The following is a 26,533-nucleotide window of genomic DNA, read 5'->3' as shown; positions in this document are numbered from 1 at the left end:
GATGAGCCTCTGGCGATACCCCACGGCCACCACACGGGTACGGGAGCGGGGCGGCTGGCGTGTCCGGCGGGAGATGCCGACCGAACGCGCTCGCCTGGAAGGGCATGCATACGACCTCGCACTCCAGAAATGGGCGCACGAGGATCACGACTACAACAGCGTGACCGCAGCCAGGAGGTACAGCGCTCACCTCTTGCTCGACATCATGACGCCAGCCGAAGCACGGGAGTGGGTCGCAGCCCGGCCGCGTGGGGGCTCGGACTATCGGCTGTGCAAGGTGTGCCGCCCAGAAGTGCCTACGGTCTCGTGGCGCGTGTTCAGGCGCCAGTTTCCGTCTCGCTGATGGCGGCGTTGAGGCTGGGACGGTCGTCCTGCGCGGACCGGCAGGTGGGCCGACGCGCTACGCGGTCGCGGTCAGGTTGAGTTCGTGTCAGCGAGATGACCGGCTTCGGCCTGGTCCGGGACTGTGAATCGTTCGGCTCTGTTCCGTAGTCGGTGGTGACGGTGCGTTCTCCTTATTGCAGGAGGATGCGGTGACGGAGGAGGTCGAATTCTGCTCGGCCGTGCATCTGCCGCGTGATCTTCTTGGTTCGGGTATTGACGCCTTCTGTCCGGCCGTTGTGGTGGGGCAGGGTGAGGCCGGCGTTCACGGCGGCGCGGTCGAGTTCGAGGCCGTTGCAGAAGCTGTGCAGGTGGGGCAGGCCGGCGGTGCGGACCGTGGCGATCCACTGGGTGAGCTTGTCGTCGTTGGCCTGGGCCGGGGCCAGGAGCGCGGCGAACTCGCCGGTGAGCCGGGCGAGTGCGGTCATCTCCGGGCACGCTGCGGTGAGGAGGCCGAGCAGGTCGGTGTCTCTGGTCCACAGGTGCTCGGGGTGGGTGAGCAGGAGCCGGGCGAGGTGGCGGGGGGTCGTCACAGGACGGTCGCCTTCGGCGCGGCCCTGATTGAGGTAGCGGACCAGCAGGTTGGCGCTGCCGGTATAGCCCAGTTCCCTGATTTCGTGCAGGAGGTGCGTGACGGGAACAGCCGGGTTGTCGGACCGGCGCCGGCGCAGGTGGTCGCGGTAGGGGTCGACCAGGGTGGGCCGGTAGTGGGGGGCGGTGCGATCCGTGGGCGGTTCGGGATGCGGGCGTAGCGCTTGACGGTGTTCAGGGCGAGGTTCAGTCTGCGGGAGCAGTCGAGCAGGCCGACGCCGGAGTCGAGGAGGGCGTGGACTTTGTGCCAGCGTTCGCGGGTGGTCTGCTCGCGGACGCCGCCGGGCCGGGGCGGGTTGACGGCGGCCCAGCAGGGAGCGTGGGCGCGGACCTCGGCCAGGACTTTGTCGCACAGGTTCCGCCACAGATGCCAGCGGTCGCTGACCTGCACCGCGTCAGGCAGGGCCCGGCGGATCGCCTCGGCGTAGGTGGCCGAGCCGTCCCGGCACACGACTTCGATCCCTTTTCTTCCCTCGCAGCCATGCCTCCAATGTGGCGGCTTCGCGGTCGGGCAGGACATCGATGCGCTCGCCTGTTTCGGCGTCGATGATGATCGTGGCGTAGCGGTGACGGCGGCGCAGGGCGAAGTCATCGACCCCGATCACCCGCGGGATCCGCACCGCCGGCGGGGGGATTCCCCGCAGCACCCGCAGGGCGGTGGCGAACGAGACGGGCACGGCCAGTATCCGGGTGAGCCGGGCGGCCGCCCGGCCGCATAACTCCTTGACCACCCCCGAGACCTGGCTGGTCAGACGCGTGGTACGGCGCTGAAGGCGCTCGATCAGCCCAGGGACCTGCTCGCGGAAGGTCTGCCGCCGGCAGCCCAGGACCGGGCAGACCAGACGTCGTACCCGGACGTTGACCACGACCCGGCGGCCATCGACCGGCACATCCGCAACCGTCCGGACATGGTATCCGTGCACCTTCCCCGTCGGCACCCCGCACATCGGGCAGGGAAAGGGAACATCCCTGGTCCGGGCCAAGACCCGGATCACCTCGTCGTCGTCCGGCACATCATCGATGACCAGTGCCGATAGCCCTGAAAACAACGTTGCCACAAGGGAGTTGGCATCTCGCATACAACGTCAACGACGCTCGTTACCTGCCGTCACCACCGACTACGGAACAGAGCCGCTCGTTTGACAGACCCGCTCCCCGACATCGCCACCCCTGAGACCGGCGAAAAGATCAACGCGGCCGTACACACGTACCTCTGCCCCGACTTCTGACCCTCGCCCATACCGTGGACGCGTCCCAATTAGCGCTTCATGGCTGCGGCGCTACTCGGACGCCCCGCCCGAACATCCCCCCCGGGCGGGGCCTCACCTCTGGCCTGTTCAACCCCTGCCGGAGACAGGGGCTTTGGCGGTTCAATGGCTCCACAGGTCATGAAATACCACGGGGGGCGCTGTGCTGGCGGAAGAGTTCGGGTACCAGGTCACGTCACGGCCCGCTGCTGAACTGACAGCAACCGTGCGACCGGAGACAGAGCGAGCACTAGAGGCAGCAAAGGCGGCCTTGGCCGCCGTTACTTTTGGCTATGCAGGCCCCACTTTCTTTTTCATCGTGTGCTTTATCTACGCCAGCGTCAAAGACTCATCTACTCCATTCCTCATAGGCGTACTCGGCGTAATCTTGGCGATAATTTGGAACACCGCCGCTACGAGACCGGAGAAGGCCGCAATAGTCGAACTGGAAGAAAAGATTCCGGCAGTGCTGGCAAGCCCCTGGCAAGCATGGCCATGCCGCGTAGAAGCCATCCCTGGGCAGCAGACCAAACGACTGCTTCTGCTCGATCCCGACGGGGGTGTGGCTCGCGAGTTCCACTCAGCCATACCTGACGCCGTATGGATCGGTATGACGGATGGGCGAGCATTGATTTGGTTTGCCGGAGACATGCGATTCGGAGGATTAGCCTCGCTCCCCGGCGGCAGCCCTATCTGGTGGGTGTATATGCCGAAGGCAACATCGCAGCCTGCGCCGAGTGGACCTCGACAGCGCTTGATCGAGGAAGAACTGACACGGCAGGCAGTGACGTACGTGTTCGACGAGTGGCTCTGAGACCTGTCCCTGCGCTGACCCCACGACCGGCATGCCCAGACAAAGAACGATCCGCCCAATGCGGCGGGCCTTCACGTTTCCCTCGCGTCATATCCGCACGGATGGCACGATGCCCCTTCATCACCACGCCGGGGGAACCATGCATACTCGCATCACCAAGGCCGCCGCCGCGGCCGGCCTGCTCGCCACACTTACCGCCTGCTCGTCGTCCAGCGACAACAAGACCACCGCTCCGCCGAGCAGCACAGTCCGAGATCAGCGGCCGACCACACCCGCACCCGCCGACGTCACGTGTGGAGCCGACGGACAGTACCACGAACCCGCCTTTGAGTGAGAACGAGTTCTGCGAACCGAACCGGCACTTCGTGATCTCCGCGCGGTCCTTTTTGGTCTTACTCGGGAAAAGGACCGTTTATGAGAATCGGGGCAGGGGGCCGCGCTGCGCCATCCCGGAGAAACGGGACCAGGCCGCCGCCCACTGGAAGAAAATCGTGCGCCTCGCCTTTCCCGGCGGGCGCTGACAGGTGAATACCGACACGCGCCGAGGTGGCGTTAGGCGGGCTGCGGGGCGGGCGTTGCCGGAGCGGCCGCGACCTTGCGGGTCTCGCGCATTATCAGCAGCCCGTTGACCACCATCAGTGTCGCGGTCAGGCCGTGGACGCCGAGCGCGGTGGCCACGGAGCCGTGGTGGGCCGGCACGGTGGTCATGTCGCCGTACGCGGCGAGGGCCTCCACCAGCAGCACCCAGCCCAGCGCCCGGCGGTGGCCCGTCACCAGCAGGATGCCCAGGACCAGGGCCAAGACGACGTCGTGGATTCCCTTGATGATCAGGAAGCCGTCGCCGTCGCCGGACGGCCAGCTCGGCAGGCCAAAGCCCGGCGCCGTCGTCTCCGGGCTCAGGATGAACTCCATCCCGAACCAGAGGATGAAGAGGATGAAGGCGGCGGCCAGGACGGTGTTGATCTTCTTCAGCGACATTGTTCTTCTCCTTGCGAGTCTTCGCCAACTTGGTGAGCTTCGTGGAGCTTGCTGAGTCGTGTGGGGCCTGATCAGGCCGCGCGGACGCGGCTGATCGAGGGGCGTAGCTTGTCGGGATCGCAGTTGTGGGATCTGAGCGGCAGCTGCATTCCCGAATGTCGGGATTTCGGTGGCCACCTGCCGCCCGGGGAGTGGTGATTGTGCGCCACCGGCGCGGCGTCGGCCCGCGGGGTCAGAAATCCGAAGCCCTGTCGGGCTCACCCCGACGGGGCGAAAGCTGTCGACATACAGGGGTGAACCAGTGCATGTCGGGGCGGCTTTGGTATCAGGCGAGGGCGGCGACCAGAAGGGCGAAGGCGGCGATGATGACGGCGACGCGGACGTAGTGGTAGCGGTCCCAACGGTTCATCTGCTCCTTCCAGTCGTCGGGCCGGTTGTCGGGGGTCCAGTTCTTGTTCTGGTTGTTGATCGGGACGAGCAGCAGGATCGACATGATCACGCTGACGACCAGCAGCGCGGCGGCGGTGACGACGAGGCCGGTGCCGTGGTGGTGCCATCCGGCGACGGCCCAGATGCCGACGAGGACGAGTGAGCCGATGTACCAGAACGGCATCACGGCGCCGAGCATCCGGCCCCCGTGGGAGTGGGCCAGCTGGTTGCTGTCCTCCGGGAGGGCGTTGAAGATCGGGTTCATGACGAAGGCGACGGAGAACTCCACTCCCACCATCAGGCCGACGACCACGGTGGTGATGACCTCGAGTGCGCTGAGCATGTTGCCCCTCCCGGGATCTAGCACTGCTAGTTGATGTGGGCAACGCTAGTACTACTGCCGCTTGCCTGTCTAGCGATGCTAGGATTCGAGTTATGTCGGTACAGGAACGCAAGGCACGCGAACGGGCGGTCCGCGAGCGCCTCATCGTGGCGACGGCCCGTGAACTCGCCGAGCAGCAGGGCTGGGACGCGGTCACCACGCGCCGGCTGGCGGAGCGCATCGAATACAGCCAGCCCGTCCTCTACAGCCACTTCCGCGGCAAGCGCGAGATCATCGGCGCCGTCGCCCTCGAAGGCGCCGCCGAGATGGCCGCGGCGCTGCGGGCCGCGGCCCGCAGCGCCGCGGACGGCCCGCGCGAGCGGGTCGCCGCCCTCGCCCGCGCGTACCTCGACTTCGCCGAACGCAACCCGGCGGTCTACGACGCCATGTTCCAGCTCGACGGCGGTCTGGCGTTCGCGGACGAGGACACCCCGGAGCCGCTGAAGGACGCCTTCGCCGCGCTGATGGAGAGCCTCGGCGAGCTCGCCGGGGACGGCGTCGACCCGGGGCTGTTCACCGAGGTGTTCTGGGCGTGCTTGCACGGCATCGCGACCCTGACCCGGGCGGGACGGCTGCCGCCGGAGTGCGCCGAGCAGAGGGTGGAACTCCTGGTGGACCGACTCGCTGTGCTCTGACACACCATCCCGGCGGGCACGCGGCCGGGGCCCTCGGACCCCGCCGCTGCTCAACCGAGCTTTGCCGAACCTCGGCAGGGCCGTTGGACGCTGTGCTAGACGGCGAGATCAACCCTTAGCGCCAACCGCTGTTCCGTTGTTCGACCGCCGCCAATTGCATCGGATGCGAACTCGCGACGGTTTGTGAATGTGCCTGGGGAACGAGGGCAATCGCGGTGTGTACCTGCGGACTTGATCGTGGACTCCGCTGGCGACGATACCCGCCCCTCGGGCCTCGTGGCGGCTCGTGCAGGGGGCTGAGCTGGGGCTCCACCGCCGACTCGCATAGGATGCGGTTTTCTCGCATCTGATGCGAGTCGCGGAGGGTGGTGAAGCCGTCGCTCAACGGTTCGATACCGGGGGTGGCTGGGCTGCATCTGGTCGACGGGGTCGCCTTGCTGCGGCCGGAGGAACAGGTCCTCACGGCGATGCTGACCGGGTTCGCCAACCAGCAGCTCGCCCGGAATCTGGCCCGAACGACCGTCGAAGGCCGGGAGAACACGGTCAAGGCGTTCGCGGCCTATGTGAACACCTATCCCTGGCTCTGGACGCCGGCGATGGTTGACGAGTGGCTCGGTGACCTACGTTCGCTGCGGGACCTGAAGCGCTCCACGATCCGCTCGTACTCGGAGGCCGTGCGGGCGTTCTGCCACTTCATCACCGATCCGCTCTACGAGTCGACGGCCACCTGCGAGGAGCGGTTCGGGACCCACCCGGTTCAGGTGGTGCACGAGTGGAACACCGCGGTGCATGTCCAGGACAACGAGGCGGACGCCAAGAAGCGCGCGTTCACCAAGGCCGAGCTGCACGCCTTCTTCGCGCACTGCGACGACGAGGTCGCCCGCATCCGGGCCTTCGGCCGCAAGGGCTGGCTGCCCGCCTTCCGCGACGCGACGCTGTTCAAGACCGCCTACGCCTTCGGGACGCGGCGCAACGAGACACGGATGCTCGACGCCGCCGACTTCGGCCGCAACCCGCACGGCGGCGAGTTCGGCGAGTACGGCCGCTGCCAGGTCCGGTTCGGCAAGGCCAAGAAGGGCTCGCCTCCCAAACGCCGTGGGGTGCTGACCGTCTTCGACTGGACCCCGGACGTCCTGGACGAGTGGTTCACCGAGGTCCGCCCGCTGTTCGGCACCGACAACAACCCGGCGGCCTGGCCCTCCGAGCGGGGGCTGCGGATCGGCTGCCAGCGGCTCAATTCCCGCTTCATCGCCTACCGCAAGGCTCTCGGCCTGGACGACGGTCTCGACTTCCACTCCTTCCGCAGGTCCTACGTCACCCACCTGATCGAGGACGGCTGGGACCCGCGCTTCGTCCAGGAGCAGGTCGGTCACGAGCACGCCAGCACCACTTCGCTCTACACCTGTGTGTCCTCGGACTTCCGCACCCGCACCCTGCGGCGGCATCTGGACTCCACCATCGCCGCCGCCCTCCAGACCCAGACCGGGAGGCAAGCATGAAACGCAAGGTCGGATACACCTGGCGGCTGCGCGAGATCATGGCCCAGCACCAGATCTTCACGGCCACCGAACTGGTGCCGCTGCTGCGCGAACGCGGCATCGACCTGTCCGCCTCCCAGGTCCACCGCCTGGTCTCCGGCACCCCCGAACGCCTGTCGTTGCAGGTCATGGCCGCGCTCTGCGACATCCTGTCCTGCACCCCGGCTGACTTGGTGGCCACCACCGCCGAGAACGCCGGCGTCCGCAAGACCGCCAGCGGCGACCTTCCCACCTCGCCCGCGAACGTCGCGAAGCTCCGCCCCCGCGCGGCCCGCATCCTGCCCGACGCATGACCCGCCCCTACGCCACCGACGAACAGTACGAGCGCTGGTTCATGGCCGATTGTTGCCGCTGCGGTCTCCGCAGGCACAAGGCCGGCACCTGGCCGGACGGATACGTCTGCCGGACCTGCTCGGACCGCGCCGTCCGGACACGAGGCACCTGCCCGGGATGCGGCGAGGACCGGGCCCTTCCTGGGCTCCGTCCTGGTGACAGGGCTGCGATCTGCACCACCTGCGCCGGCTTCTCCCAGACCTTCGACTGCTCACGCTGCGGCTTCGAGGGCAAGCTCCTGCGCGGTCGGCTCTGCGAACGCTGCACGCTCACCGACCGCCTCACCGCGCTCCTCGACGACGGCGCGGGCCGCGTCCGTCCCGCGCTGGTCCCGCTGTTCGACCTGCTGGTGACGATGGACAAGCCCGGAAGCGGACTGGCCCGGCTGGACATGTGCCGCGGACAGCTGGGAAACGCCTCGCAGCTGCTTCGTCGGCTCGGTCTCGGCGAGATTCCGCTGACCCACGACGCGTTCCACGAACTCCAGCCCTGGCGAGCGGCCTCTCACCTGGAAGAACTCCACATGGCATGCGGAGTCCTGCCTGCGGTCGACAAGCACCTCTGTTCCTTTCAGCGCTGGCTTCCCGGCCACCTGGCAGACATCGCCGATCCCGAGCACGCCAAGACGATCAGGCTCTTCGCGACCTGGCACGTCCTCCCCGGGCTTCGGGCCCGCGCCGAGCGGAGCCACATCACACCCAGCATCCGCCGCTTCGCCAGCGAACAGATCAAGTACGCAACCGCCTTCCTGCAATGGCTCGGCGAGCGGAACACCACCCTCGCGTCATGTGGCCAGATCGACATCGACGCCTGGTTCGCCGAGAACGCCGAGCACGCCCGCACCCGCCTGAGAGGCTTCCTCAACTGGGCCATGCAGGGCCGGCACTCCCGACGTTCCCTGGCCATCCTCGCGATGAAAATCTCCCGTCGGCCCGCACTGAGCGAAGACGAACGTCTCACTGCCCTGGGCAGGCTTCTGACCGATACGGAGATACCGATACGACTCCGCGTCGCCGGAGTCATCGTTCTCCTCTACGCACAACCGCTGAGCCGCGTCGTCCGGCTCACCATCGACGACGTCATCCGCGACGGCGACGCCGTGCTGCTACGACTCGGCGAGCCGCCCTCACCCGTTCCCGCGCCGGTCGCCGCCGTGCTGCTGGAGCACATCACCAACCGCGGCAACATGAACACCGCCACCAACCCGGCGTCCCGCTGGCTCTTCCCCGGCCGCCGGACCGGCCAGCCGGTCGGCCCCAACCACCTGTCCGCGCTCCTGAATAAGGTCGGAATCCCGATCGCCGCCGCCCGCGGCGCCGCCATCCGGCAGCAACTCCTCGAACTCCCCGCCCCCGTCGTTGCGGACGCTCTCGGCTACCACGACAAGACCACCAGCCGCCTCCGCAACGAGACCGGAGGGACCTGGAGCCGATACGCTCCAGGAGATCACGCAAGGTCACCAACAGGCTGGGTTCCTCGCGGAACAAGCGAAGTTGGGAGCCCTCCGGTTCCGAGAGCCTGAGCGCGCATGAGTGCTTGCTTCGGGGCCACTGGGACGGCTACCCCTGGCGGAAGAATTCCTGCACGTCGGCGGCGACAGTCGTCAGCTCTTCGCCAGCGTCAATCACGGTCGTCACAGTGCACTCCCAGCCGCTGGAGAAGACGTCGGCTCGCAGGGTCCAGCTCAGACACACGTGACCGCCCGAACCGAACGTCGCTGCCACGACCAGCTCGTTGTTGACCCAAGACCGCTCGCCCTCCCAACCGCGGAAGTCGCGCGCAAGACCGTCGAGAAACTCGGTCAGGTATCCCGCACCGTCCCAGGCAGACACGGTCACCGCCCCGATCCGTGCGCGCAGGCCGTCATCGACAGCCTCCACGGCGAATACGACCTCGAACTCATCTGTCCGCGACCAGTCGAACAACCGGATAGAGGGCGCTTGCGACCCCACCCCCCGAACGACGAGCTCGACCTGCCCAGGAACCACCTCGATCAGACTCACCCACTGAGGATAAGGACGCCAACACGGCCCGGTCATCGCCATTACGACGCGGTGCTATGTCCCGTCGACGTTGGGGGCTCCACACCCAGACCCCCGCCAGGAGCGTCACGGTCCGTAGTGATGCCGGAGCCAGATTGATCAACTGGCGGCAGTTGAATACGCGAGCCCACCAGTAAAGCGCCGCGTGACCAGTGGTCTGGCTTCGGCCGGTCACGGACCCGCGGCGATCACGCGCTGGACCGAGCCGCTGCGCATCACCCTGTCCGGCTTCGGCGGCAGGGTGATACAGACGCCAGAACTGCTGAGTCCGGTCAGGCAGTTGACGGGTTGAGATGGATACCTGGACATAATTCGCAGGCGTGCGGCAACGGCAAGGACCTATTCTGCCCGCCATGACCGACTGGAAGAGCGTCGAGGCCGCCGACTGTGCCGTGCCCGCTGACCGGCCCATGGACGACCTCGTCCGCGAGCTGTCCCGTGCCCTGGCAGATCCCGATCCACTGGTCCGGGACGGCGCGCCCTACACCATCCTCGCGACCTGGATCGACCGCGGGGCGATCGGGACGTCCCGGCGGCTGGAGCTGGGGGACGAGATGGCCACCCGGTTCACCGACCCGCGGGTCGAGGCGCGCACCTTCGCGCCTCTCGTGCTCGACATGCTGGTGGCCGCGGGGGACCTCAAGGCCGGCTGGGTGGACGCGTTCGAGCACTGGTACCCGGCGGAGCAGGATCTGCGCGGCCACGACGAAACGCTCGGCTGGCTTCACGCGGTGGCACACGGCGCGGACCTGCTTGCCAGCTTCGGTTGCCACCCCGAGGTGGCGCCGGTGCGGATGCTGTACCTCGCCGCCGCGCGGCTGACGGCGCCCACCGACCACGTCTACGACCAGATGGAGGACGACCGCCTGGCTCGGGCGATCGCCCGGGTCCTCACCCGCACCGACCTGAGCGAGCGCGACGCCGTTGGCTGGCTGGATCCGATCGCCGACCGCTTCGGGGCCGACCGCATCAGCACCCCGGTGCCCGCTCACATCAGCAACTGCCTGCGCACCCTGCGCCTGCTCTACATCCTCGCCGACCGGGGCGTGCGCCCCACCAGCGAACTGCCCGCGGAACCCCTCCACCACCGCGACGCGGTCAAGTCCGGCATCGCCACCGTCCTCGACCGGATCGTCAGACGCTGACCGACGGCACCCGGTTCTGCGCCACCAATCAGGCACCCCGCTGGCTGTGTGTCCCCGCCTGCGCGAACATCTCCCGCACCGATGAGCACGCCGCCGCCCTTCGGCGCCACGCCACGGCACTTGACCAGCAGGCAGGCCATGTTCCCGGCCCGCTGGGCGAGCGTCTGCGCGACCTCGCCGACGCCCACCACCGCACCCGTGCAACCCTCCAGGACGGCACCGCATGAGCCCCGCACCCGACGAACGCGACCGTATCCGCGCGGCCATGGACCGCATCCTGCAGGGAACCACGCAGCACTCCAACGGCGCGCTGACGATCGTCGCCCTGGCCCAGGAAGCCGGCGTCCCGCGCAACGCGCTCACCCAGCGCCACCTCGACCTCAAGAACGACTTCTACGCAGAGGTCAGGGTGCGCGGGCAGACGCCGCACTCCGAGGTCCGTCTGCGCCAGCAGATCGTCAAACTGAAGGAGCTCCGCGCCAAGGACGCCACCGAGCTGGCCCAGCTGCGGACCGACGTCGAGCACCTCGTCCGCGCTGTGAACCAATTGACCGCGCACAACCGGCAGCTGCTCCACGCCCTGTCGCAGCCCGACTCCCCGGTCCGGGCGTTGCCGCCCCAGCCACATCCAGGCCGAAGCCACTGAGTCGCTGCCTACGTCCGGTGCAGGTGGTGGCTTCGCCGCAAAGTGCAGCTGACCAGCGGGACGAAAGGCGTACCCGGTCATTCACCGCCCGCGGGCTCGGAGGCGGGCCTGCCCTGCGGGAGGAACCATCCGTGGTCAGATACGGCGGGCGGCCCAGACGGTGCGCTCGGTGCGTACCGTCAGGTCGTCGCGGCGCAGGATGCTGTGCGGGCTGCTGGTGTCGAGGAGCTGGTCGAGCGCGGTGAGGTCCTCGGGGGAGAGTCTGCCTGCGATGACGCTGCGGATGCGCTGCAGGACTCCGGTGGCGTAGCGGCCGATCGCTTCGCTGCGCGAGCCTTCGAGGTTCACGGCGATGGTGCGTTCGCCCTCGACGGTGAATCCGGCGGCGGTCAGCATCGGGCCCCAGTCGGCGCCGCGGTGGGGCATGTGTTCTGCTTGGCGGCGGCGTGGACGCGCTCTTCCAGGCCGGGCCTGCCCTCGGGGGCGTTTTCGGGCAGGAAGTGGGGGTGGCCAGCCAGTTCGACGACGGCGAACAGGCCGCCGGGCGCGAGCGCGTCGTGGACGTTGCGCAGTGTGCGGTCGGGGTGAGTCCGCGAGGGCGCCATCTCCTCCACGCTGCTGCTGCGCCGGCTGCGCTCCGGGTCGAACAAGAATGCCACCTACACCGCCTTCCGCGAGGTCGGACGGGCCATCCGTACCATCCAGCTGCTGCGCTACCTCTCCGACGCCTCGCTGCGCCGCAGAGTGACGGCGGCGACGAACAAGGTGGAGGCGTTCAACAACTTCTCGAAGTGGGTCGGCTTCGGCAACGGCGGCGTGCTCGCCGACAACGATCCCCTCGAGCAGGAGAAGGCCGCGAAGTTCAACGCCCTGCTGGCCAACGCGATCATCTCCCACAACGCGCTGGGCATCGCCGAGATCGTCCGCCGGCTGCAGGGCGAAGGAGAGAAGGTCGACCCGGAGGACCTGGCGCAGGTCTCGCCGTACCTGACCGAGCACATCCGCCGCTTCGGCGGATACTCCACCCACGAGCTCGCCGACGAACCCGACGCCTACGACCCGCACCTGGACGTCGACTTCACCCCGATCTGCGGCGACGGCCCGCCGACCGACGGATTCAGCCAGGCCGCGCGTGAGCCGGCCAAGGGCCGGGTGCCGAGCGGGCCGGGCGCGTGTCGGCGAGCACCTCACGGTGCCGTGGCACCGCGTCCGAGGGCTGATCGCGGGAACCGGGTTGAGGTCACAGCAATCGGTCGACCAGCCCGTCGATGTAGTCCGGGGTGAGCGGGCCCATGCCGAACAAGACGCGGATATACATCGGGGCCAGGATGTGGTCCAGCACGTCGAACGCGTCGGGTGCGTGCTCGCCACGGTCGCGGGCGCGATCGAGCATGGACTGCAGTTGCCGCATGCGTTCGGCGCGGAGGTCGTCACCAGCCTGCAGGCCCTGCTGACCGTTGCTCGACAGGGCGACGGCTAGGTGCAGCACCGCCGGGCCGTCGGGTCCGGTGATCTCGCGGGCCACGTTGGCCGCGTAAGTGCGCAGGTCGCCGGCCAGGCTCCCGGTGTCGGGCATCGGCGACTGCGTGTTGAGGCGGGTGAGCGCCACGTCGGTGAGCAGGGTTTCCAGGCTGCCCCACCGGCGGTAGATGCTGCTGTCGGCTACGCCTGCGCGGGCTGCGACGTCGCCGACGGTGAAGTTGCCGTAGCCGCGCTCGCTGATCAGGTCGGTGACGGCCTGGTGCACCTGCGCGCCGACGCGGGCGCTGCGCCCGCCGGGCCGCCGGGCTCGCTGTCGCTCGTTCATACCCCCCACCTTAACGCAGTCAAGACTTGCGTTTGTAGGGCGAGCCTCCTTACAGTCTCCTAACGCAGTCGCTGACTGCTTTAGAGCGCTCAGGTGTATCGCCGCCCGCGTCGACCGTGGCCGGGCGCAACTACCGATTTAGGGGGATCCCCATGGCTGCATCGCATGCGACCGTAGGCAGTCGATCAAACCGGGCCGTGCTGCTCGCGGTGACCTGTCTAGGCCAATTCATGGTCCTGCTCGACAACACGATTGTTGGAGCGGCGCTGCCCGATATGCAGCACCGGCTGCACACTCAGCTGACCGGTCTGCAGTGGATCGTCGACGCGTACGTACTGCTGGTCGCCATGCTGCTGCTGTCCGGCGGTGTCTTCGCCGACCGGTTCGGCCGCAAGCGGGTGTACCTGACCGGCGTGGCGGTATTCACCGCCGCGTCGCTGCTGTGCAGCCTCGCGCCCTCGGTCGGCTGGCTGGTCGCCGGCCGGGTGCTGCAGGGCATCGGGGCCGCGGCGCTGAGCCCTGCCTCGCTCGCCCTGCTCGCCGCCGCCTATCCCGTGCCGCAAGAACGAATCAAGGCGATCGGGCTGTGGGCCGGATTCAGCGGAATCGGTCTGGCCGCAGGCCCCGTGGCCGGCGGCGTGCTGACAGAAGCCTTCGGCTGGCCCGCCATCTTCCTGGTCAATCTACCCATCGGCGTGGTCCTTCTGCTGGTCGGCCTGCGCTACCTCGGCGAGTCCCGCAATCCGAGCGCCCCCGCGATCGACATCCCGGGCACGGTGTTGTCCGTTCTGGCGGTGGGGGTACTGACCTACGGGCTGATCGAGGGTGGTGCCCGCGGCTGGACCTCACCGGTCATCCTGGGCAGCTTCGCCGCCGCGGTGATCCTCCTCGCCGCCTTCGTCGCCGTCGAAGCGCGTCGCTCCGCACCGATGCTGCCGCTGCGGCTGTTCCGGCAGCGCCTGTTCACCGTGTCCAACACCGCCATGGTCGTGGTGGGGTTCGCGCTCATGGGCTCGTCGTTCTTCTTCTCCCAGTTCTTTGTCTACGTCCAGGGCAGCTCGATCCTGCGAGCCGGTCTGCAGACCCTGCCGGTATCCCTCGCCATGGTGATCGTCAGCCCGTACGCGGGCCGGCTCGCCGCCCGGTACGGCTTCCGAATCGTGGTTACCACCGGCCTGGCCCTGGCCGGCCTGGGCCTGCTGGCGCTCGGTATGGTGCACGCCGACACCGGCTACGGGAACGTGTGGTGGCGGCTGGGACTCGCCGGCATCGGCTTCGCCCTGGCCATGTCCCCACTGACAGGCGCCGCCATCCAAGCAGTCAGCCCGCAGGAAGGCGGCCTCGCATCAGGCATCAGCAGCACCACCCGGCAGATCGGCGCGGTGCTCGGCGTGGCGGTACTCGGAGCCATCGTCCGCACCCGGCAATCCGGCGGCGCCTCCTTCGAGACCGGCCTCAACAGCGCCTTCCTCGCTGCCGGCACCGTCACTTTGGCCACCGCCGTGTTCACCGGCCTGTGGCTGGCGAGTTCCAAGCCCGCGGAAGGCCCCGCGGCGCCGCAACGTTCCACCGAGCCAGATGCGGTCACCACCTCGAACGAGGCATCCGCGAACAGCCGTTGACAATAACAACCGCCTTGGCCGGGAGAAGCGGCTGCGCGCCGAGGGCGTCGACATCGCCATGCCGCTGCCGAGGACCCCTGGGCGAACGCTACTTCCAGGTCACCGACCCCAGCGGCGTGATCGTCCAGTTCATCGAGTGGGTCACCCCGCCCAGCCCCGAGAACACTCTCGCCGCCGTGTTGCGCCGAATGCGGCAGACAGATGCGAACCCTCCAGCGCCGCGGCCAGGACTGGTACTGCTGGAACTGCGGACCACAGCCCGAGCCGTGTGCTGTCTGCGGAAACACCCGCCGGATTGCGTCACGCGACCGGGCCGGGCGGCCACGATGCGACAAGTGCCCGGACACCGACGGACGCGACCCCATCGCAGTGATCGGCGCCCTGATCGCCGAACTGGACCCGCAGGCCGGACAGGAGATGATCGCCGACGCGGTCCGCCGATCGGCACCCCGCCCTTCCTACCAGCAGAAACTCGCCTGGACCCTGGAAACCAACCCCGCCTTGCTGACCGGGGACGGCCACCTCGCACCCCACCGCGCGATCCTCCGGTTGATCGACCTGCTGCACGAGGCCGACGTCGCCGGGATCGTCCGGCCGTCCTGCCCCGGCTGCCACAGAGTCGTACGCATCGACAAGCCCCTCAACGGGCAGCGGGTCTGCCGCACCTGCATCGCCCACTCCCGTATCGAGGAACGCTCACGCTGCGGAGCCCACCGCGACCCGGCCACCCGCGACGACCACGGCCGACCGCTGTGTCCGAACTGTCTGGTCAACGACCCGGCGAACCTGGAGCTCTGCATCAACTGCGGCAGACGAAAGGTCGTGAGCACACGCACGCCGGACGGTCCGCTCTGCTCAAGCTGCCCCGCCCTCACCATCACGACCTGCAGCATCTGCGGCCAGAAGAAGCCCTGCGGCACCTCCCGCACCACAGGCAGGCCATGGTGCCCGGACTGTCAGCGCCGCTCGGCATCATGCTCGGCCTGCGGAGGATTCGCGGCGATCGTCTCCGGCACCTTCGCCGAGCCTCTTTGCGCGGACTGCACCACATCCGAGGTCTGGCACACCTGTCCCACCTGCACCGATCCCGACTACCCGCACCCCGGCCAGTGCGCTCGCTGCCTCATCAACCGACGCCTCAACGAACTGCTGGGTCCCCCGTCCGATGCCCTTCACCCCGGCCTCGAAGCCCTCCGGTACAACATCGCCACCACCGAACACCCCGTCACCGCCAGGCGATGGCTGAACAAGCCGTCCGTCTCCCCAGTCCTGTCCGACCTCGCGGCCGGCCGACGAGCCCTGACCCACGAGGCCCTCGACGAACTGCCCGACAACCCGCCCCTCGCCCACCTCCGCCAAGTCCTCGTCGGTGCCCTGCCCGAGCGCGACGAGTACATGGTCCGCCTCGAACGCTTCCTCACCAGCCTTCTCGCAGACCAGCAGGACCCCGAACAACACAAACTCCTGCACCGGTACACGATCTGGCACCTGGTCCGGCGGCTTCGCCGACGCAACAACGGCCGCCCATCACCTCGCAGCAGTTCATATCCGCACGTCAACGCACCCACGCGGCCGTCGCCTTCCTGACCTGGCTGACGGCCCACGACCTCGCACTGGAGACCTGTCGGCAGGCCGATCTCGACCGGTGGCTCACCGACGACTCCGCCGCCTACCGCCAGACGGCCGGGCACTTCATCCGCTGGGCTCGCACCAACAAGCTCACCACCGTCCACGTCCCCGCCGTCCGCTGGAACGGCCCCACGCAGCCACTCGACGACGAACACCGCTGGAACGTCGCACGCCAGCTCCTGCACGACGACACCCTCAAGCCCGAAGACCGCCTCGCCGGGCTGCTTCTCCTCCTCTATGCCCAAGGCCCATCGGCGATCCACCGGTTGATCACCGAGGACGTCGAGGTCGGCGCTCAGGAAGTACGTCTCCACCTTGGCAACGCACCCGTCCACCTGCTCGAGCCCGTCGCCGAACTGGCCCGAGCAGTCGCTGCGAACCGCAAGGGCCACGCAACCATCGGCGCTCTGACGCCGTCTCCATGGCTCTTCCCCGGCGGCCAGCCCGGACGCCCGATCAGCACCACACAGTTGACCCAGCGCCTGAACCAGCTCGGGATCCGGCCCAACCAGGCCCGCAGCACCGCGCTCATCCAGCTTGCCACCGAGATTCCCGCCGCGATCCTCGCCCGCACCCTGGGCATCCACACCGACGTCGCCGTCGCCTGGCAACGACTCTCCGCCGGCGACTGGGCCAACTACGCCGCCGAGGTCAGCCGCCGAACCAAAGGACCTTGATCACGGCGGGCATGTCAGACCCCTCTGACATGCTCCCTCTCATGTCGCACGAACCCGCCCTCGACCTTGTCCAGATCACCGACCCACACAACGTCACCCCGGAACTCCGGCAAGAGCTGATCGACTGCTGGATCGCTGTCACCAACGCGGGCGGCGCCGCCGGATTCCCCTTCCCTCCTGTCGCTGATCACGACGTCACACCTGTCGCGGACAAGCTCCTCGGCCGACTCGACCCGCAGCAGAGTCGACTCCTCGTCGCCAAGGCCGACGGCGTCCTCGCCGGATGGGTCATCCTCAACCGCGACCCCTACCGGCTCATCGGGCACTGGGGCACCATTCACCACCTCCAGACCCACCCCGACTGGCGCGGACGAGGCATCGGCGCCGCCCTCGTCCACGAACTCCGGAAGATCGCCCGAGATGAGCTGGGGCTGGAACAGCTGCATCTCGCTGCCAGGGGAGGCGAGGGGCTGGAGGACTTCTACGGACGGCTCGGATGGCGCGAGACCGGTCGCTGGCCCGGAGCCCTCCGGCTCGCACCCGACGACACCCGCGACGAGGTCCTCATGGTCCTCGCCCCACTCTGATCACAGAGGCATTCAGACAGTTCCACTACCCGACGTCACCATTAGAGCCGTTCACCGCACTGCAGATCGACTACTTGATGGACTTGCTGGACAGCGAGGAGACCCAAGCGGTCGAGGCGCTGATCCGCACCGTGGCCGAGCAGGGCGGACGGACGCTGACCAGCGTGGCTCGTCCGGGCGCCGGCCTCCAGGCGGGGGGCAGCGCGTGAGCGCGGGAGGGCGCGGCGGGCGCCAGGCGGCCATGCCCCCGAGCGACTTGCAGCCTCCGGAGCGGTTGCTGGAAACATCGGGGGGCACCGCAGTGCGCGTCATCGAGGAGTCAGGTGCCCGCTCGCGGGTGTTCGACTTCGCCGACATCCACGACCCCAACGGGAAGCGGGTCGTGATCGACGAAGGGCTGCAACGCTGGTTCGCCTCCGCCTTTGCGGAACGCACCTCGACACGTTCAGGCGTGAAACGGATGAGGGGCGCAGAGGGGATCTACGCGGTGCTGTCCTGGCTGGCCCGTTATTTCGCCGCCCAGAGTCCGGCTGTCCGGGGACCGGGCGACGTCACCGCGGCGCACGTGCGGGCGCTGTGGGCACACACGGAAGGGCGCAACGCCATCTCGCAGGTCAGTCACCTCCATCGTCTCCGGCAGTTGTGGCGCGATGATGACCAGCTGTCGAAGGAGGTGCGAGATGCTCTGTACGGCGAGCGGCTGCCCGAGGTGACGGAGGTTTCTGACGTCCCGGCGTACGACGACAACGCCATGCAGCGGATCACGGTTGCCCTGCGGCATGACATTCGGATGGCGCGGGATCGCATCCGGGCCGGCCAGGACCTCCTGGTCCGCTACCGGTCCGGGCAGGTGGGTTCCGGGCATCCAGAGCACAAGCTCGGCATGTTGCTGGACTCTTTTGACCACACGGGCGATCTTCCACGCACCCCCGGGGGCACCTTGGTGAAGGTGGTGTGGGCGCTCGGCGGTGCCCAGGAGATTACTCGACGGTTGTGCCTGACCTCGCGGGAGTTGACGGCGTTCTGCCTGTTGTTGACGGCATTGACCGCGGAGAACTTCGGCACGGTGGCGGCCTGGCCCGCTGCGCATTACCGGCCGGATGGCGGAGTCGAGGGGGTTCCCCAGGTCGCGCTGATCGAGGCGTCCAAGCCCCGGCGCGGCCCGGAGCGTGAGCACATGGTGACACCCGTGGAGGATGTGCCGGAAGAGCTGGCGGTTCTGCTGGTCGCCGATGACCCAGAGCCCCGGCTGTTTCGCTCACCGCTGCGGGTCTATCAGCTGCTGCTGGAGCTGACTCAGCTCGCTCGACACCACGGTGAGCACGGCTTGGCCCTCGCCGGATTCCGGGCGACGCAGGCATCAGGAGCGAAACGATGGACGCGTGGGGCCGATGCCAAGAATATCGCTCGCTGGTCCGCTCAACACGGGTTTCCAACTGAGGAGCCCACGAAGGAAGGGGTCGAGCCGGTAGAGGCCAGGCGGTTGCGGCAAACCGGCATCGAGCGCAAGCGGCGCCCAGTGGCACACACCCGCGCCACCATGAACGACCACTACCTCGCCCGCAGCGAGGACGTCGCCATCCAGTCCCGCGTCGTCGTCGCGGACGCACTGCGCTCCCAGGTGGCCGCCGCCCGCAAGCGACGCAGCATTGCTGTGCTGCCGGCCACGCTGGTTGCTCGGGCGGCCTCCGATCTGGAGGGTGCTGCCCGTGACGCCGACCTGGATCATGCGGTCCTTCAACGCCTGGTCTCCGGTGAGCAGGACACCGTGCTGACTGGGTGTACCGACCACCTCAGCCGTCCGGGGGCCGTCCCGGGCGAACCTTGCGCAGAATCGTTCCTGGCCTGCCTGGGGTGCGAAAACGCGCGTGCCCTGCCGCACCAACTTCCTCTGCAAATAGCGGCCTTGGACCACATGACCGCCTTGAGAGTTCACGCAGACGCGGCGACGTGGAGAGCGCGATACGCGGTGCACCACGAACGACTTGAGGATTTGGTGGGCCAGTACCACAAGTCCGAGCTGGACCAGGCGCGGCAGCGTCTCACAGAGCAGCAGTCAGAAATGATCAATGCCCTGATGGCCGGCCGGATGGATCTGCGATGACCACCTTCCATAATGCTGCGGCCACCTTGCCGTCGCTGCTGCGCGATCTCGCGGACAGAGTAGTGCTCCACGCCCAGTCCCTGCGGCATGGAGCCGACCGCGCGGCACTGTCGCGGGTCAAGGATCCCACCTGGTCGCTGGCGGAAGCCCAACCGGACCAGCACACCCAGCCGATCATGCTCCACTGGTCGACGTACCCCGCCGTGCTGGAATGTGACTTCAAGGTCTTCACCCTGGCGACACTTGATAGTCCTTACCCCCCGCCCTGAGCCGGCGCACCGTGATTGGCCAGGCGAGCACGTCCACGGTGCACCTGTGGTTCAAACGCCTTCGCGTTTTCGCGACCTGGCTACATCATCGCGGCATCGATCGGCTCTACGAAGTGACCGACCGCGATCTCGACCTGTACCTGGATCACGTCCTGTCCATACAGGCCAGTACGAACACGCGCCGTCAACTCCTTGGCGCCGTACGCGCCGTGTGGGCCTATGCACCGCAGCTGCCGCCAGAATGCCGTATGTCCGCCGCAGAGCCCTGGCAGGGACGCACCCCGGGCAAGCTCGCTGAGGACATCCAGACCGGCCACGGCAACAAGACCGTACGGATCGCCGCGGACACGATGACCCCTCTGTTGGACTGGGCCCTGCGGATCGTCGAAGACATCGGCCCGGATGTCCGCGACGCCTGGCGAGAATTCCGTCAGCTGTACACGGGAACCCACCCCGGTCAGGCCCGGTTCGCCGGGCTGCCGCGAACCGAACGCCTGAACCTCTTCCTCCGGGATGCACACCACACAGGCGTCGCACTGCCAGGTGACCCCGACAACCCCGGCGCGATCGACTTCAAGTACCTGGCCTGTCTCCTCGGACTTCCAGCGCTGTCCAATTCTCTGTCCTGCGGCGATCGTTCGATTGCCGAAGCCTCCGACGTTTCGGTGGACAAGGACTTCTTTATCGGCAGTGTCACTGGCCAGGTCGACGGGCGCCCGTGGAGAGACAAGCCGATCACCGTGTCCGAACTATCCAACCTTGTCTGGGTGGTGACCGCAGCATGCTTCGTCATCGTGTCCTATCTATCGGGTATGCGGCTCGGGGAGGTGGCCAATCTCCGCCGCGGCTGCCGTGCGGAAGATCCCGATTCCGGAGAATTGCTGTTGCTCGGACACCGCGGCGAAGGCCACGACCGCACCGCCGCGGAGTCACAAAGGCCGGCCAGCCGTCCCTGGGCCGTCGTCTATCCAGTGCATCAGGCAATCGACCTGCTGGAGTCGCTCCACGAAACCGACTCACTCTTCCCCACCCGCCTGCCCGCAACCGGCGGCCGCAAGAGTCGAGCGGGCGCCCTCACCTGGGACTCCACCAAGACCAACCGTGAACTGCAGCGGCTCCAGGACTGGGTGAACTCCACCTTCACCCCCGCCGATGGCGGCTCCGCGATCCCCCCGGATCCCATCAAGCACCTGCATGCGTCGCGTTTCCGCCGCACGCTCGCGTACTTCATCGTGCGCCGCCCCCGTGGCCTCATCGCCGCTGCCCTGTAGTACGGCCATCTCAAGACGAAGGTCACTCTGAATTACGCCGCCCAAGGCGACGATTCCTGGCTGGATGACGTCGCGGTGGAGCGACTGGAGATGGTCCTCGAACAATCTGAGGACGACTGGACCCGTCTGGAGGAGGACCACGAGCACGTCAGCGGGCCAGCCGCCGCCGAGTACCGACGCCGATCGGCAGGCGCCGCGGCCTTCCTCGGCCGCACCGTATGTGCGCAGGCCAGTGTCAGGCGACTCCTTGAGCAAAGCGACACCGACATCCACCACGGCGAAGCCATGACCTGCGTCCATCGTGCCGAAACCGCTGCTTGCCGCAAGGAGAAGCTGCTGCTGGGGCTGCCCGCCGACGACGGGCCCGACGAATCGCTGTGCCGCAGCACCTGCGCCAACCTCGCCTACACCGACCGGGACATCGCTGAACACCGCATGCGATTGACCGTTCTGGAAACCGAAGCCCGTGATCCGATGACTCCACGTCCGCGCCGGGACCGAGCTGCCGCACAAGCGGCGCAGATCTGCGCGGTGATCGAGCAGCACGAGACGTCGCGTCCGGAGCTCACGCACATGGAAGGCGGTCAGGTCGCATGACGCGAAAGAACCGAGACCGGGTAACGGAACGCGAGGAAATACGCGCCGCCGCAGAACGCCTTCTGGCTGGGACACCCCTGCGTTCGCCCGCCGGAAAGCTCACGGGGACCGAGCTGATCGCCGAGTGCGGGCTACGGCGCGACGTCGTCTACGGCGATCACAAAGAGCTTGTGGACGAGTTCCGGGCGCGGGCCAGGGCACAGAACTTCACTCCGCAGGTCGTCCAGAGCATGGCCGAGGAGAACATCGTCCTGCGCGAAACCCTAGCGAAGATCAAGAGGGAACTCGCGGCAGAGCGAGAACGGGTTCACGCCCTTGTGCGCGCCGCCACCGAGCTGTCCCTGGAGCTAGAGCAGACCCGCGAAGAACTCGCAGCGGCTCAGCAGGTCACCCGGCTTCCGGGGGCACGAGGAACTGGGCGAGTGCACGGCTGAGGACGGCGCAACGTCCTCCGATAGCCCGCCTTCGTCTCCCTGCGGAACACACCCCGTTGGTACCTTCCCTCCGAATTTGTCTCCGATCGACTCAGGACGGGCATTGCCGCCTGGTTGGCTGGCTCGGGAGATACTCTGCCTGTTCCCCTGCGGTGAGGTTCCGGCCGACTGCCTCACAGATCTTTCTGATCGCCCGCGGTTGGTCAGGGAGATCCACGTCCCACAGACGCACCGTGCGGCTTTCCATTTCAGCCGTAGCGAGGGTGCGGCCGTCCGGGCTGAACGCCACTTCCCACACGGCGCGGGTTTGATCGGTGAGGCTGGTGCGGGTGTGGCCGGTGGCCGTGTCCCACAGCAGCACCGTACCGTCCCTGCTGCCGCCCGCCAGGGTACGACCGTCCGGACTGAACGCCAGCGGAACGCCACGGGTGATGGGGCCGGCAGGGACAGTGAGGGTGGTGCGGGTGCGGCCAGTGTCCGTGTCCCACAGCCGCACCGTACCGTCGTCAGTGCCGGTGGCCAGGGTACGACCATCTGGACTGAACACCACCGAAGTACCCCAGTTTCCTTCGTCGGTGAAGATGGTGCGGGTATGGCCGGTGTCCACATCCCACAACCGCACGCCGTCCTTATCGCCGGTGGCCAGGGTGCGGCCGTCCGGACTGAACACCACCGACCAAACGTCGCGGTTATGGGCGGTGAGGGTGGTGCGGCTGCGGCCGGTGGCTGCATCCCACAGTCCCACCGCGCCGTCGTCACTGCCGGTGGCCAGGGTACGACCGTCTGGACTGAACGCCAGCGGCACACCACGGAAGCCGTAATCGCCTGGGACGTTGAGGGTGGTGCGAGTACGGCCGGTGGCCACATCCCACAGCTCTACGGTGCCGTCCTTGTCGCCGGTGGCGAGGGTGCGGCTGTCCGGACTGAACGCTACAGACAACGGACTGCGAGAGACGGCGAGAGTGGTGCGGGTACCGCCGGTGGCCGCATCCCACATGCGCGCCCCGACCCAACTGCCGCCCGCCAGGATGCGACCATCCGGGCTGAACGCCAGCGACCACGCGCCGCCGGGGCTGGTTAGGGCAGCGCGGGTATGGCCAGTGGTCACACCCCACACCTCTACCGTAGCGCCGTCGCTGGCGGCGAGAGTGCGGCTGTCCGGACTGAACGCCATCGACCGTGACCTGCGGGCAGGGGCGGTGAGAGTAGCGAGAGCACGGCCGGTGGCCTCGTCCCACAGCCGAACCGTGCCGTCCTTATCGCTGGTGGCGAGGGTACGGCCGTCCGGACTGAAAGCCACCCCGTCCTTGTCCTTGGCGTTCCCGGTGAGGGTGGTGCGGGCGCGGCCGGTGGCCACATCCCACAGCCGCACCGCTTCGTCCTCGTTGCTGGTGGCGAGGGTACGCCCGTCCGGGCTGAACGCCATCGACAGTGCGTTCCGAGGGTTGCCGGTGAGGGTGGTACGGGTGCGGCCGGTGGCCACATCCCACAACCGCACCGCGACGTCGTTGCCGCCGCTGCCGGTGGCGAGGGTGCGACCGTCCGGGCTGAACGCCACAGGCGACTGGCTGCCGGTGAGGGTGGTGCGGGTGCGGCCGGTGGCCACATCCCACACCCGCACCGTGCTGTTGACGCCGCCGCCCGCCAGGGTGCGACCATCCGGGCTGAACGCGACCGACAACACGAAATCGCCGGTCTGGTTGGCGAAGAAGGTTCGGGTGACAACTCCCGCATTCACATTCCACAGCTTTACCGTGCCGTCTTGGTAGCCGACGGCGAGGGTACGGCCGTTCGGACTGAATGCCACCGAGTACACGCTGTTCTCAGCGCCGTCGGTGCCGTCGGTGTGGTCGTTGAGGGTGGTGCGGGTGCGGCCGGTGGCCGCGTTCCACAACCACACCGTGCCGTCGTCACTGCCGCCGGCCAGGGTGCGACCGTCCGGACTGAACGCTGTCTGCTGAATGTCAATGTCGGTGGGGTGTGCGGTGATGCGGTGTTTGAGGGGGATAGCGGCGGCTGCGTAGAGGCTTTGGCTGGCTTCCTCTGTGTGGCTGGTGCGATAGGCCTCGATAGCGAGCAGGGAAGCTAGGTCGGGGTTCGTGCCGATGAGAGCGCTGGACTGGGCGGCGAGCTGTCGGGACAGAGCCCGTTGTTGTGCCTCGACGGCGGTCTGGCGTTGCCAGAAGGCCAGACCGGCGGCGATGAGGGCTCCGATGAGCGCGCCGACCAGGATGATGTTGAGGCGTCTCGTGCGGCGCAGAGCGGCTTGTTGGCTCCGCCGACTGGCGTCGACGAACTCCGTGACATCGCTGGGTAGTCCGCGCTTCCGGGACCAGTCCTCTCCCTCGGCAAGGTCGGTGCCGTGCAGTAGGTCGTCAGGGTCGTGGTGTTCACGCCAACGGGCGCGCTGTCCCTCGGCGCGGTGGAGCCAGGTGTGGAACTTGTGGTCCAGGGCCACCCACTCGCGTAGATCGCCCCAATCCCTGATGAGGATGTCGTGGATGAGTTCGGCGACCACACCGACGGGGGGAGGCCCGGGGTCGCGCGCGTGAGTGGTGATGATCCGGTGGCCAACGAGCGCGTCCAGTACTGCATCAGCAGTGTCGCCAGCGGCTGGATCCGCTTGGTCGGTCGTATCCGTGGCGAGGTCGCGCAGCGTGTCGAGGGGAACTTGCTGACGAGTAGCAGGGACTTGGCGAGCGGGATCGGCAGGGTGTACCAGGGCAGTGAGGATGCGGCGGGCGGTGGCCCGATGGCTTGAGGGCAGTTTGTTGACGGCGTCGTTGGACCATCTGGTGAGGGCTCCGGTGATCTGACCGACGCGTTCGTAGGCGGCATGAGTGAGAAGACCATCAGTGCAGCGTTCGGGCTCACACAATTGCTGCAGGGTCAGTTGCAGAGGCGTGAGCAGGGTGGCGGGCGCTGTTCCGGTGGCGGCCCGTGGATCGGCAGCCAGGACGTCGCGGATGATGCGCTCGGTCAGTCCTGCTTCGATCCGTAGGCCGACGGCTCGGGCGGGTCCGGTGATGATGGCGCGCAGGTCTTTTCTGCTCAACGTGGCGGGCACGTTGAGCAGGCCGGGAGCGGCGGCCTCCAGGAGTTCCGGGGCTCGGGCGGCGAGGTGCGGATAGAAGTCATCCCGCATGATCAGGATGACCGTGGCCGCCACCGGGGCCTTGACCAGTGACGTCAACTGTTCGAACACCGTCTCCGGGGTGTGGTCGGTCGAGTCCGTTTCGCCCTGCTGTCTTGTCTGCGTGGGCTGAGAGCTTCCGGAGCGGGCGAGGAGCTCTTCGAATTGGTCGATGACGAGCAGGAGACGCTCACAGGCTGGGTTGGCCGCCAAGCGGTGCTGCACGGCGGTGACAAGGCCGTCGGTGGCGGCGCCGGCCAGGCCCTGCCGTTCCAGCTCGACCGCCAGGTCCTCTCCGGGGCGGGGAACCAGGATGGTTTGCCACCGGTCGCTGCCCGGCAGCTCTGCGAGTCCAGGGAGTTCAGGCAGAACGCCGGCTTGGATCAGTGAGGACTTGCCCGAGCCTGACGGGCCCAGGAGCAGTAGGGTGCGGCGCTGCCCGGCCAGCGAAGCCACTACGGCGTTCTTGGCAGTGTCGCGGCCGTGGAACCAGGCCGTGTGCTCGGCAGTGAGGGGCTCTAGGCCCCGGTACGGGCACACCTCGCGCACGGTCAGGTCAGGCCACACCCGACGCAGGATCTGCGTCGGAGTCGCGTAAGCGATGTCCTGGCCTCGCAGGTGCTCGTCGGGCGCGGTGATGGCGGTGACCATGCCGATCACCAGACCAGTGACGTCGTCGACGACCGGCCCACCGCTGAATCCCCGGGTTAGATCGTTGGCCGCGGTCAGCTGTAACAACAGTCTTTCACCGTTGTCATCAGCCACATAGTGATCGCCATGCTCGCCGTCACCGCCCTTGGACAAGAGGTCGCCGGACAGTGCGTAGCCGAAGTGTCCCGCGGGTGGGGCTTGGTTGGGAAACCCGAAGCAGCGCACCCGGTGCCCCTGACACCCGGCAGCGGACCCCAATCCCAGGCCATGCACCGCTGACGGTGCGTCCCGCAGTCGGATCACCGCGACATCATCGCCTTCTGGGGCCCGCCACGGCTCGGCCAGCACCTCTCCTTCGGCCTGCGGAGCCCCCGCCGCCTGCGGAAACCCGAGCCGTACGATGTCGCCAGGCCCGAACCCGGCATCCCGCACCACATGCGCGCAGGTGAACACCATGCCTTCAGCGATCAGGAATGCCGCTCCGGCCACCTCGCCCTTGGTCGACAACACCTGTGCAACCGCTGCCTGCATTTTGCGGCTGGGCTCATGGCTGGGATGTAAAGCTGCAATATCCTCCGACACCCCGCGAGT

24 protein-coding genes and 2 pseudogenes are annotated in these 26,533 nt (G+C 67.8%); 19 read left to right on the top strand and 7 right to left on the bottom strand.

Annotation, left to right across the window (positions count from 1 at the left end; genetic code table 11):
- Nucleotides 1–515: 515 nt before the first annotated feature.
- A pseudogene (locus NRF20_RS01500) lies at nt 516–2,021 on the bottom strand (ISL3 family transposase).
- Nucleotides 2,022–2,382: 361 nt separating this feature from the next.
- Between NRF20_RS01500 and NRF20_RS01495 the strand changes: the two are divergent.
- Both NRF20_RS01495 and NRF20_RS01490 read left to right on the top strand, forming a co-directional pair.
- Nucleotides 2,383–3,033, top strand: coding sequence for a hypothetical protein (locus tag NRF20_RS01495; protein WP_413751817.1), 651 nt, complete (start codon nt 2,383–2,385; stop codon nt 3,031–3,033).
- Between the two features lie 139 nt (nt 3,034–3,172).
- Nucleotides 3,173–3,367: a hypothetical protein gene (locus tag NRF20_RS01490; RefSeq protein ID WP_413751816.1), complete on the top strand. Its 195-nt coding sequence runs from the start codon at nt 3,173–3,175 to the stop codon at nt 3,365–3,367.
- Between the two features lie 218 nt (nt 3,368–3,585).
- On the opposite strand, the gene NRF20_RS01485 is transcribed toward NRF20_RS01490, so the two are convergent.
- A complete protein-coding gene (locus tag NRF20_RS01485; protein ID WP_398635276.1) occupies nt 3,586–4,011 on the bottom strand; it encodes a DUF4267 domain-containing protein in 426 nt (141 codons plus the stop codon).
- A gap of 325 nt (nt 4,012–4,336) precedes the next feature.
- Nucleotides 4,337–4,783 (bottom strand): DUF1772 domain-containing protein, encoded by a 447-nt coding sequence (locus NRF20_RS01480; RefSeq protein ID WP_398635277.1) that lies wholly within the window; start codon nt 4,781–4,783, stop codon nt 4,337–4,339.
- Between the two features lie 92 nt (nt 4,784–4,875).
- Here NRF20_RS01480 and NRF20_RS01475 point away from each other — a divergent pair, with 92 nt between their 5' ends.
- The 4 genes from NRF20_RS01475 to NRF20_RS01460 all read left to right on the top strand — a co-directional run bounded on the left by NRF20_RS01475 (nt 4,876) and on the right by NRF20_RS01460 (nt 8,850).
- Nucleotides 4,876–5,457, top strand: a complete 582-nt coding sequence (locus tag NRF20_RS01475; RefSeq protein WP_413751815.1) for a TetR/AcrR family transcriptional regulator — start codon at nt 4,876–4,878, stop codon at nt 5,455–5,457.
- A 401-nt stretch (nt 5,458–5,858) separates the two neighbouring features.
- Nucleotides 5,859–6,956: a tyrosine-type recombinase/integrase gene (locus NRF20_RS01470; RefSeq protein WP_398635279.1), complete on the top strand. Its 1,098-nt coding sequence runs from the start codon at nt 5,859–5,861 to the stop codon at nt 6,954–6,956.
- Nucleotides 6,953–7,288, top strand: coding sequence for a helix-turn-helix domain-containing protein (locus tag NRF20_RS01465; RefSeq protein WP_398635280.1), 336 nt, complete (start codon nt 6,953–6,955; stop codon nt 7,286–7,288). Before NRF20_RS01470 ends, NRF20_RS01465 begins: the two co-directional genes overlap by 4 nt.
- On the top strand, nt 7,285–8,850 hold the full coding sequence (locus NRF20_RS01460; RefSeq protein WP_413751814.1) for a hypothetical protein: 1,566 nt from the start codon (nt 7,285–7,287) through the stop codon (nt 8,848–8,850). The genes NRF20_RS01465 and NRF20_RS01460 overlap by 4 nt, the downstream gene beginning before the upstream one ends.
- A gap of 37 nt (nt 8,851–8,887) precedes the next feature.
- On the opposite strand, the gene NRF20_RS01455 is transcribed toward NRF20_RS01460, so the two are convergent.
- Entirely contained in the window at nt 8,888–9,331 is a 444-nt protein-coding gene (locus NRF20_RS01455) for a DUF6228 family protein (protein WP_398634789.1), read from the bottom strand.
- Between the two features lie 392 nt (nt 9,332–9,723).
- Here NRF20_RS01455 and NRF20_RS01450 point away from each other — a divergent pair, with 392 nt between their 5' ends.
- Nucleotides 9,724–10,515: a DUF2785 domain-containing protein gene (locus tag NRF20_RS01450; RefSeq protein ID WP_413751813.1), complete on the top strand. Its 792-nt coding sequence runs from the start codon at nt 9,724–9,726 to the stop codon at nt 10,513–10,515.
- A gap of 223 nt (nt 10,516–10,738) precedes the next feature.
- Nucleotides 10,739–11,161 (top strand): hypothetical protein, encoded by a 423-nt coding sequence (locus tag NRF20_RS01445; RefSeq protein WP_398634787.1) that lies wholly within the window; start codon nt 10,739–10,741, stop codon nt 11,159–11,161.
- A 135-nt stretch (nt 11,162–11,296) separates the two neighbouring features.
- Here the strand turns inward: NRF20_RS01445 and NRF20_RS01440 are convergent.
- Nucleotides 11,297–11,802: pseudogene (locus NRF20_RS01440) on the bottom strand (SAM-dependent methyltransferase); the annotation flags it as partial.
- On the opposite strand from NRF20_RS01440, the gene NRF20_RS01435 reads away from it, so the two are divergent.
- Entirely contained in the window at nt 11,765–12,445 is a 681-nt protein-coding gene (locus tag NRF20_RS01435; protein ID WP_398634790.1) for a Tn3 family transposase, read from the top strand. The pseudogene NRF20_RS01440 and the gene NRF20_RS01435 overlap by 38 nt on opposite strands.
- Here NRF20_RS01435 and NRF20_RS01430 read toward each other — a convergent pair.
- Nucleotides 12,402–12,968: a TetR/AcrR family transcriptional regulator gene (locus NRF20_RS01430; protein ID WP_398634786.1), complete on the bottom strand. Its 567-nt coding sequence runs from the start codon at nt 12,966–12,968 to the stop codon at nt 12,402–12,404. The two genes, NRF20_RS01435 and NRF20_RS01430, sit on opposite strands and share 44 nt — an antisense overlap.
- A 152-nt stretch (nt 12,969–13,120) precedes the next feature.
- Between NRF20_RS01430 and NRF20_RS01425 the strand changes: the two genes are divergently transcribed.
- The 10 genes from NRF20_RS01425 (at nt 13,121) to NRF20_RS01380 (ending at nt 22,158) form a co-directional block, all read left to right on the top strand.
- A complete protein-coding gene (locus tag NRF20_RS01425) occupies nt 13,121–14,590 on the top strand; it encodes an MFS transporter (protein WP_398634785.1) in 1,470 nt (489 codons plus the stop codon).
- A 369-nt stretch (nt 14,591–14,959) separates the two neighbouring features.
- Nucleotides 14,960–16,177, top strand: coding sequence for a hypothetical protein (locus NRF20_RS01420; protein ID WP_398634784.1), 1,218 nt, complete (start codon nt 14,960–14,962; stop codon nt 16,175–16,177).
- A 308-nt stretch (nt 16,178–16,485) separates the two neighbouring features.
- Complete coding sequence (locus tag NRF20_RS01415; protein WP_398634783.1) at nt 16,486–16,896, top strand: hypothetical protein; 411 nt, start codon at nt 16,486–16,488, stop codon at nt 16,894–16,896.
- Nucleotides 16,897–16,937: 41 nt separating this feature from the next.
- Nucleotides 16,938–17,483 carry a GNAT family N-acetyltransferase gene (locus NRF20_RS01410; protein ID WP_398634782.1) on the top strand — a complete coding sequence of 182 codons (546 nt, stop codon included), beginning with the start codon at nt 16,938–16,940 and terminating at the stop codon, nt 17,481–17,483.
- 77 nt (nt 17,484–17,560) lie between these two features.
- Complete coding sequence (locus NRF20_RS01405) at nt 17,561–17,692, top strand: hypothetical protein (protein ID WP_398634781.1); 132 nt, start codon at nt 17,561–17,563, stop codon at nt 17,690–17,692.
- A 92-nt stretch (nt 17,693–17,784) separates the two neighbouring features.
- A complete protein-coding gene (locus NRF20_RS01400) occupies nt 17,785–19,587 on the top strand; it encodes a hypothetical protein (RefSeq protein WP_413751812.1) in 1,803 nt (600 codons plus the stop codon).
- On the top strand, nt 19,584–19,856 hold the full coding sequence (locus NRF20_RS01395) for a hypothetical protein (protein WP_398634779.1): 273 nt from the start codon (nt 19,584–19,586) through the stop codon (nt 19,854–19,856). Before NRF20_RS01400 ends, NRF20_RS01395 begins: the two co-directional genes overlap by 4 nt.
- Nucleotides 19,857–19,867: 11 nt before the next feature.
- Nucleotides 19,868–21,127: a hypothetical protein gene (locus NRF20_RS01390; RefSeq protein ID WP_398634778.1), complete on the top strand. Its 1,260-nt coding sequence runs from the start codon at nt 19,868–19,870 to the stop codon at nt 21,125–21,127.
- Between the two features lie 75 nt (nt 21,128–21,202).
- Nucleotides 21,203–21,724, top strand: coding sequence for a hypothetical protein (locus NRF20_RS01385; RefSeq protein WP_398634777.1), 522 nt, complete (start codon nt 21,203–21,205; stop codon nt 21,722–21,724).
- Nucleotides 21,721–22,158: a hypothetical protein gene (locus NRF20_RS01380; RefSeq protein WP_398634776.1), complete on the top strand. Its 438-nt coding sequence runs from the start codon at nt 21,721–21,723 to the stop codon at nt 22,156–22,158. The genes NRF20_RS01385 and NRF20_RS01380 overlap by 4 nt, the downstream gene beginning before the upstream one ends.
- A 91-nt stretch (nt 22,159–22,249) precedes the next feature.
- On the opposite strand, the gene NRF20_RS01375 is transcribed toward NRF20_RS01380, so the two are convergent.
- Nucleotides 22,250–26,524: a trypsin-like peptidase domain-containing protein gene (locus NRF20_RS01375; protein ID WP_398634775.1), complete on the bottom strand. Its 4,275-nt coding sequence runs from the start codon at nt 26,522–26,524 to the stop codon at nt 22,250–22,252.
- Nucleotides 26,525–26,533 lie beyond the last annotated feature (9 nt).

It is taken from the genome of Streptomyces sp. R-74717 (assembly GCF_047305335.1).
In the GTDB taxonomy this organism is placed as follows: domain Bacteria; phylum Actinomycetota; class Actinomycetes; order Streptomycetales; family Streptomycetaceae; genus Streptomyces; species Streptomyces atratus.
This window is presented reverse-complemented; position numbering and strand designations above follow the sequence as displayed.

Excerpts from the sequence above, each read along its gene's own strand:
- NRF20_RS01490 (WP_413751816.1), top strand. The coding sequence starts at position 3,173 with ATGCATACTCGCATCACCAAGGCCGCCGCCGCGGCCGGCCTGCTCGCC.
- NRF20_RS01485 (WP_398635276.1), bottom strand. The coding sequence starts at position 4,011 with ATGTCGCTGAAGAAGATCAACACCGTCCTGGCCGCCGCCTTCATCCTC.
- NRF20_RS01480 (WP_398635277.1), bottom strand. The coding sequence starts at position 4,783 with ATGCTCAGCGCACTCGAGGTCATCACCACCGTGGTCGTCGGCCTGATG.
- NRF20_RS01475 (WP_413751815.1), top strand. The coding sequence starts at position 4,876 with ATGTCGGTACAGGAACGCAAGGCACGCGAACGGGCGGTCCGCGAGCGC.
- NRF20_RS01465 (WP_398635280.1), top strand. The coding sequence starts at position 6,953 with ATGAAACGCAAGGTCGGATACACCTGGCGGCTGCGCGAGATCATGGCC.
- NRF20_RS01460 (WP_413751814.1), top strand. The coding sequence starts at position 7,285 with ATGACCCGCCCCTACGCCACCGACGAACAGTACGAGCGCTGGTTCATG.
- NRF20_RS01450 (WP_413751813.1), top strand. The coding sequence starts at position 9,724 with ATGACCGACTGGAAGAGCGTCGAGGCCGCCGACTGTGCCGTGCCCGCT.
- NRF20_RS01445 (WP_398634787.1), top strand. The coding sequence starts at position 10,739 with ATGAGCCCCGCACCCGACGAACGCGACCGTATCCGCGCGGCCATGGAC.
- NRF20_RS01430 (WP_398634786.1), bottom strand. The coding sequence starts at position 12,968 with ATGAACGAGCGACAGCGAGCCCGGCGGCCCGGCGGGCGCAGCGCCCGC.
- NRF20_RS01425 (WP_398634785.1), top strand. The coding sequence starts at position 13,121 with ATGGCTGCATCGCATGCGACCGTAGGCAGTCGATCAAACCGGGCCGTG.
- NRF20_RS01410 (WP_398634782.1), top strand. The coding sequence starts at position 16,938 with ATGTCGCACGAACCCGCCCTCGACCTTGTCCAGATCACCGACCCACAC.
- NRF20_RS01405 (WP_398634781.1), top strand. The coding sequence starts at position 17,561 with ATGGACTTGCTGGACAGCGAGGAGACCCAAGCGGTCGAGGCGCTGATC.
- NRF20_RS01395 (WP_398634779.1), top strand. The coding sequence starts at position 19,584 with ATGACCACCTTCCATAATGCTGCGGCCACCTTGCCGTCGCTGCTGCGC.
- NRF20_RS01380 (WP_398634776.1), top strand. The coding sequence starts at position 21,721 with ATGACGCGAAAGAACCGAGACCGGGTAACGGAACGCGAGGAAATACGC.